Consider the following 6,473-nt stretch of genomic DNA (forward strand, 5'->3'; position numbering starts at 1 on the left):
AGAGGGTTTCTTATGTCATATAAAGTTGGTTATTTAGGTCCGGCAGCTACATTTACACATCTTGCCGTCACAAAATTTTTCGAAGATCATGCCGAGCATGTTCCATTTTTGACCATCCCGCAATGCATGGATGCAGCAGCTGATGGGAAAATTGACTTAGCTGTTGTCCCGCTTGAAAATGCGTTAGAGGGTTCTGTTAACTTAACGATCGACTACCTCGTTCATGAACAGCCGCTTTCCATCATTGGGGAAATTGTGGCGCCTATTCAGCAGCACTTGATGGTTCATCCATCAAGGGAAGACTCTTGGGAAGATGCAGAAAGAGTATACTCTCATTCCCATGCCATTGCGCAATGTCATAAATTTCTTCATCATCAGCTTCCTAAAGCGAAGTATGAGTACGCGACATCTACCGGTGCAGCTGCAAAATACATACAGGAGCATCCTGAAGAAAATATTGCGGTTGTCGCAAATGAACTGGCAGCTGAAGAATACAATCTCAAAATTGTCCGCAAGAATATCCATGATTATACCCATAATCATACCCGGTTTGCTGTGCTGCACCCAAACCAGCATACATATATCAAGACAAAATTAAATAAGATCACAGACCGGACAACCCTCATGATTACCTTGCCTTCAGATCAGTCGGGGGCCCTTCACCAAGTGCTGTCTGCTTTTTCATGGAGAAAGCTGAATTTGTCAAAAATCGAATCAAGACCAATGAAAACAGGTCTTGGAAACTACTTTTTTATTATCGACATTGATATGAAAATGGATGATGTCCTGATTCCAGGTGCGATGGCAGAGCTTGAGGCCCTGGGCTGCAGTGTCCGGACTCTTGGTACATACAGCGCTTATTCTATATAAAAAATGAACCGGCTTGCAAAATGCAAGCCGGTTTTTATCTAGTTTAATCTTCTTCGTTAACAAGAAACCCCGCCGTCTTCAAAGCAGCACATACTTCATCTAATTTTTCCTCACGGTCAGCTACTAATGTATGCAAGTGCAATCCTTCTGTAAGCTGGGATAAATAGGCTGCCTTTGTTTCCTCAATTTTTTCAATGAAATCACGAACTTCCTTACGGTTGCTTACCATAATGGATGCTGTCAATTCCCCGTATACAGGGTGTTCAATGATCACATCTTTCACGGTTACACCGTAATCAACAATGATATTCAGTTCTTCACCCGTTGCTTCGGGTTTATGGCTGCTTGCGATGATGCGCTTATAGGCAGGCAGTTCATCATTTTCCTGTTTCATATAAACATAGCCTTGGCTTGTTGCAAGGATCGGTTCATTTTGTGCTTTTAACAAAGAAATGTCCTGAACAATGACTTGCCTGCTGACATTAGTCTTCTTTGCCATGTCGCTGCCTTTCATGGGAACTTTCGTTTCTTTCAGCCAATTCAGGATTAATTCTCTTCTTTTCGTTCCAGGGATTTTACCTTCGCTCATGCAGTCTTTCCCTTCTTTCCATATACCTCTCGTTAATTGCTTTTTCTATGATGACAGCCATTTTATCAAGATCTTCGGCATTTGTATGTTTACCTGTTGAAATCCGGATGTACTGCAGGGCTTCATCGCTGGTCAGGCCGATAGCCATCAGCGCCTTTGAAGGAGTCTGCATGCCAATTTGGCAGGCTGTACCTGTGGAAATGGCCAGTCCTCTTCGGTTGGCTTCAAGGAGCATATATTGTCCCTCGATCCCACGAATCACAAGGCCAATAATAGTTGGAAGCTGATCATCCAGATCTTTATTGATCATGTGAACATGTTCGCGATAGTCGCTGAGTTTTGCTGAAAATCTTTTCTTCAACGATTCCAGTCTGCTGAATTCTGTCTGCATGACTGAACAAGCTGCCGCCGCAGCATAGGTAAATGCTGCAATACCCGGTACATTCACCGTGCCTGCTCTAAATCCATTTTCATGTGTGCCGCCCGAAAGAACAGGAGTAAGGTGTTTACGAGGATTCAAATAGAGGCCCCCGACCCCTTTTGGTCCATACACCTTATGACTTGAAACAGAAATCGCATCCACCTTCCACGCATTTGCTTTAATGGGAATCTTTCCAAACGACTGAACACAATCGCTGTGAAAATAAACAGGCTTATCGTGTAAAAAATAACCGATATTCTCTAGATTTTGGATGCAGCCTATTTCAGAATTTGCGTGCTGAATGGAAACAAGTGCGGTTTGTTCCGTTAAGGCATCTCTTATTGCTTCTACATGTAGTTTACCATGTTTATCAGGCAATAAAAATGTTACCTCATAGCCTTTTTGCTCGAGAGATAGTAAATAATTATAGATAGAAGAATGTTCTAGTGCAGACGCAATTATATGATTTTTGTGTTTAGGAGAATTTTTTAAGAGTGTTTCAATGGCAAGCACATTAGCTTCACTGCCTCCGCCAGTGAAGCAAACTCCAGAGGCATTACCGCCAATCAGGTCTGCTATCTGCCCGCGGCAAGCTTCTAATAACGTTCTGGCGGCATCTCCTTCATCATGCAGACTATTGCTGTTTGCGAACGCCTTTTTTGATGCCTCGGCAAATACATGGAGGGCTTCATCGCTAATGGGTGTTGTAGCCGCGTAATCTAAATAAATCAAATTTGAGTCTCCTCTCAAGGTTCAAAAAAATCTCTTGTCATTATTTTAGTTTTATGTAAATATAAGTGTCAAGACACTTGTAAAGAATAGGGGGTTATTTTGTGCCTCAAACGGATGCAGTCATTATCGGAAGCGGCATTGCAGCTCTGTCTGCAGCCTATCAGCTTCAATCATCAAGAAAAGTCACCATACTTACTAAATCAACTAAATACGAGAGCAATTCTATGCTGGCCCAAGGGGGAATTGCAGCAGCTGTTGACAAATATGACAGCTGGCAGGGTCATTACGATGATACGATGACGGCAGGATCTCATCATAATGATGCTTTTGCTGCTGAACTGCTTGTAAAGCAAGGGGCAAAAGAAGTTCTTGGTCTTATAAAAGATGGGTTTCAGTTTGATCAGGATTTACATGGTAATTTACTGCTTGGTCAGGAGGGCGCACACAGATTCAGCAGAATTCTTCATGCAGGCGGAGATGCCACAGGAAAAGCTGTGATTCATTTTTTATTATCACAGTTAAATGAAAACACAGAAATCATTGAAGATGAAATGGCGCTCGACCTTATTATCAGTGATGGAATATGCAGGGGGGTTTTTACGCGGAATGCTCAAGGTGACCTTAAGCAGTATTTTGCCGGGCACACCATTCTCGCAACGGGCGGCTGCGGCAGTCTATACAAACATACTTCCAACTCACAGGTTACAACAGGTGACGGACTTGCAATGGCATTTCGGGCTGGTGCTGTCCTCACGGATATGGAATTTACTCAATTTCATCCGACAATGCTTCTGGTGAATGGTGAATGTGTAGGGCTTATATCTGAGGCAGTAAGAGGAGAAGGAGCTTTCCTTCAAAATGAGAGTGGAATTCGATTCATGGAAGGTATTCATGCATTTGGAGATCTTGCTCCAAGGGATATCGTTGCAAGAACGATTTTTTCACAGATGAAAAAAGGACACCGCGTGTTCCTTAACATCTCGTCCATCCCAGCCTTTGAAAGGCGCTTTCCAACGATTTCCGCAATGTGTAAAAAACATGGGGTCAATCTAAATGAAGGCTTGATTCCAGTAGCCCCGGGAATGCATTTTCTTATGGGCGGAATCAAAACAGATATAGATGGCAAAACGTCGGTCAGCCGGTTATATGCAGTTGGGGAAGCTGCTTGCACAGGAGTTCACGGTGCAAACAGACTGGCAAGTAATTCACTGCTTGAAGGCCTTGTTTTTGGCAGCCGCCTAGGCATGCACATCTTAAATTCTCCTCAACATGCATTTGGAGAACCTGAATCGGTGAAAACCAGAACCAGCAGGATGCAGGAAATCATTTTACCTTCCAAGGAAGAGATAAAGTGGTTGATGACGAACTTTGCTGCCATTGAGCGTTCTGAAGAAGGCCTTTTTGTTGCAAAATGCTGGTTTGAGAAATTCTTATTGCCAATCTCTTTTTGGGATATCAATGTGAATAACTTCACAAATAAAGAATACGAAAAAATAAATATGCTGACAGCAGGCTGGCTTATTGTGGCTTCTGCACTGAGAAGGACAGAAAGCAGGGGCGGCCATTTTAGAACAGATTATCCTTATAAAGAAGACCGGTTATGGCTGAAAAAACAAATTCTTCTTTCTAAATACGATACAGGGTTAAAGAATGATTCAGAGGTGATGGAAATTGAATTTACTTAAATTGAAAAAACAATTAGAAGCTTTCTTTATTGAAGATATCGGCGATCATGACGCTACAAGCTCGTATATTTTTTCAAAAGCCCAGCGGGGAAATGCTGTGATTACAGCCAAGGAAGACGGGACTTTTGCGGGTGCGGATGTGATCAGAATCGGGTATGAAATTCTTGATCGTAATGTATCAGTTAACCTTCTGAAACAAGATGGTGAACAAATAAATAAAGGTGAACATGCAGCTGTCATTGAAGGTCCGATAGGTTCCCTCCTTACAGGAGAACGAGTCATCCTAAACCTGCTTCAAAGAATGAGCGGAATTGCGACACTGACAAATCAGGCAGTGACTTGCCTGAATTCTGTTCATACGAAGATTACGGACACCCGGAAAACGACACCCGGCCTAAGAATGATTGAAAAATATGCTGTTCGGTGCGGCGGCGGATACAATCACAGATTTGGCTTATATGACGGAATTATGCTTAAAGATAATCATATTGCAAGCAGCGGTTCTATTTTTGAAGCTGTAAAACAGGTCAGGGCGCATGCAGGGCACATGATAAAAGTAGAGGTTGAAATCGAATCTGAGGAGCAGCTCCTAGAAGCAATCGAAGCAAAAGCGGACATCATTATGTTTGATAACCGGAGCCCTGAAGAAGTGAAAGCTTTTGCTGATCTGACACCTCCGTCTATCATTACAGAAGCTTCCGGAGGTATTACCCTTCAAAACCTGGCTGAATACGGTAACACCGGAGTGGACTATATTTCACTTGGAATGCTGACTCATTCCGCCAAATCTCTTGATTTAAGCATGAATGCAGAATAAGGAGGAAGTTACAGTGAATGTTCTTGATATGCTTCAATTTGAAACAAATGAAAAAATGCCTTCTCATTATAAAGAACTCACAGAAGAGGACATGATCGAAAGAGTTAAACAGATAAAAGAAAAGTTTGGCCGCAGGCTGCTGATACCTGGTCATCATTATCAAAAAGATGAGGTTATTCAGTTTGCAGATATTACGGGGGATTCCCTGCAGCTTGCACAGGCCGCTGCAGAAAACAAAGAGGCAGAATACATCGTTTTTTGCGGCGTGCATTTTATGGCTGAAACAGCAGACATGCTGACGAGTGAAGGACAAAATGTTTTGCTGCCTGATATGAGAGCAGGCTGCTCGATGGCTGACATGGCGGATATTGAGCAGACTGAGCGGGCATGGACAAAGCTTCAGAAAATGTATGGGGATACAATTCTGCCATTGACCTATGTGAATTCAACCGCAGCAATCAAAGCATTTGTCGGGAAAAATGGCGGGGCAACTGTCACTTCCTCAAATGCAGAAAAAATGCTGCGCTGGTCTTTTGAACAAAAGCAGCGGATTCTATTTTTGCCAGATCAGCATTTAGGAAGAAATACGGCTTATAATTTAGGTGTTCCGCTTGATAAGATGGCAATTTGGAATCCGCTGACAAACGAGCTTGAATTTGATGGGAATCCAGAGGATGTTATCGTGATTTTATGGAAAGGGCATTGTTCTGTCCATGAAAAATTCACGGTGAAAAATATCGAAGATTTGCGCCTCGCCAAGCCTGATATGAAAATCATCGTACATCCGGAATGCAGCAGAGAGGTAGTTGCTGAAAGTGATTTGGCAGGCTCTACAAAATATATCATCGACACAATTGAAGCAGCTCCTGCCGGAAGCAAATGGGCGATTGGAACAGAAATGAATCTTGTGAAAAGGATTATTGACCAGCATCCTGATAAGGAAATTGTCTCGCTGAATCCGTTTATGTGCCCATGTTTGACGATGAACAGAATTGACCTTCCACATTTATTGTGGTCCCTCGAAGGACTGGAAGAAGGTAAGATCATCAATCAAATTAAAGTTGATCCAAAAACAGCAGAACATGCCGTTCTCGCTTTAGAGCGAATGCTTGAACACGTTTGAACTACCCTCCACTTACTCGCTAACGCTCCTTGAAGTGGGGGATTCCTAAGTACAGAAACCATTTGATTTCTAATTGATTAGGCGATCTCCACAGTTCCTGCGGTTGAGATGCGTTTGGTTTCGTTTCTAAGATTAAGTCCTGCGTTAAGATCTCGTTCGTGATGTGTGCCGCACGAGGGGCAATCCCATTCACGCACGGCGAGATTCTTAACGGCTTTGTTTTGGTATCCACAACG

Annotated in this window: 7 protein-coding genes; 4 read left to right on the forward strand and 3 right to left on the reverse strand. The window is 42.8% G+C overall.

Translation table 11 applies throughout. From position 1 onward, the window contains the following. Nucleotides 1–12: 12 nt before the first annotated feature. Nucleotides 13–870, forward strand: coding sequence for a prephenate dehydratase (gene pheA / locus GJU41_RS23595; RefSeq protein ID WP_070879468.1), 858 nt, complete (start codon nt 13–15; stop codon nt 868–870). A 43-nt stretch (nt 871–913) separates the two neighbouring features. Here pheA and GJU41_RS23600 read toward each other — a convergent pair whose 3' ends face one another. Further along, a complete protein-coding gene (locus tag GJU41_RS23600) occupies nt 914–1,459 on the reverse strand; it encodes a transcription repressor NadR (RefSeq protein WP_070879469.1) in 546 nt (181 codons plus the stop codon). Next, nucleotides 1,446–2,612, reverse strand: coding sequence for an IscS subfamily cysteine desulfurase (locus tag GJU41_RS23605; RefSeq protein WP_154319768.1), 1,167 nt, complete (start codon nt 2,610–2,612; stop codon nt 1,446–1,448). The genes GJU41_RS23600 and GJU41_RS23605 overlap by 14 nt, the downstream gene beginning before the upstream one ends. 101 nt (nt 2,613–2,713) lie before the next feature. On the opposite strand from GJU41_RS23605, the gene nadB reads away from it, so the two are divergent. The 3 genes from nadB to nadA are packed head-to-tail and all read left to right on the forward strand — an operon-like array spanning nt 2,714 to nt 6,237. Further along, nucleotides 2,714–4,297, forward strand: coding sequence for an L-aspartate oxidase (nadB, locus tag GJU41_RS23610; RefSeq protein ID WP_170292900.1), 1,584 nt, complete (start codon nt 2,714–2,716; stop codon nt 4,295–4,297). After that, nucleotides 4,284–5,114, forward strand: coding sequence for a carboxylating nicotinate-nucleotide diphosphorylase (gene nadC, locus GJU41_RS23615; RefSeq protein WP_070879471.1), 831 nt, complete (start codon nt 4,284–4,286; stop codon nt 5,112–5,114). The genes nadB and nadC overlap by 14 nt, the downstream gene beginning before the upstream one ends. Before the next feature lie 55 nt (nt 5,115–5,169). Next, nucleotides 5,170–6,237 carry a quinolinate synthase NadA gene (gene nadA, locus GJU41_RS23620; RefSeq protein WP_487247390.1) on the forward strand — a complete coding sequence of 356 codons (1,068 nt, stop codon included), beginning with the start codon at nt 5,170–5,172 and terminating at the stop codon, nt 6,235–6,237. A gap of 77 nt (nt 6,238–6,314) precedes the next feature. Here nadA and GJU41_RS23625 read toward each other — a convergent pair. Continuing rightward, a partial coding sequence (locus GJU41_RS23625) for a zinc ribbon domain-containing protein (protein ID WP_154319770.1) occupies nt 6,315–6,473 on the reverse strand: 159 nt, incomplete at its 5' end.

Source organism: Metabacillus idriensis (assembly GCF_009674765.1).
Taxonomy (GTDB): Bacteria; Bacillota; Bacilli; order Bacillales; family Bacillaceae; genus Bacillus_P; species Bacillus_P idriensis.

Excerpts from the sequence above, each read along its gene's own strand:
- nadA (WP_487247390.1), top strand. The coding sequence starts at position 5,170 with ATGCCTTCTCATTATAAAGAACTCACAGAAGAGGACATGATCGAAAGA.
- pheA (WP_070879468.1), top strand. The coding sequence starts at position 13 with ATGTCATATAAAGTTGGTTATTTAGGTCCGGCAGCTACATTTACACAT.
- GJU41_RS23600 (WP_070879469.1), bottom strand. The coding sequence starts at position 1,459 with ATGAGCGAAGGTAAAATCCCTGGAACGAAAAGAAGAGAATTAATCCTG.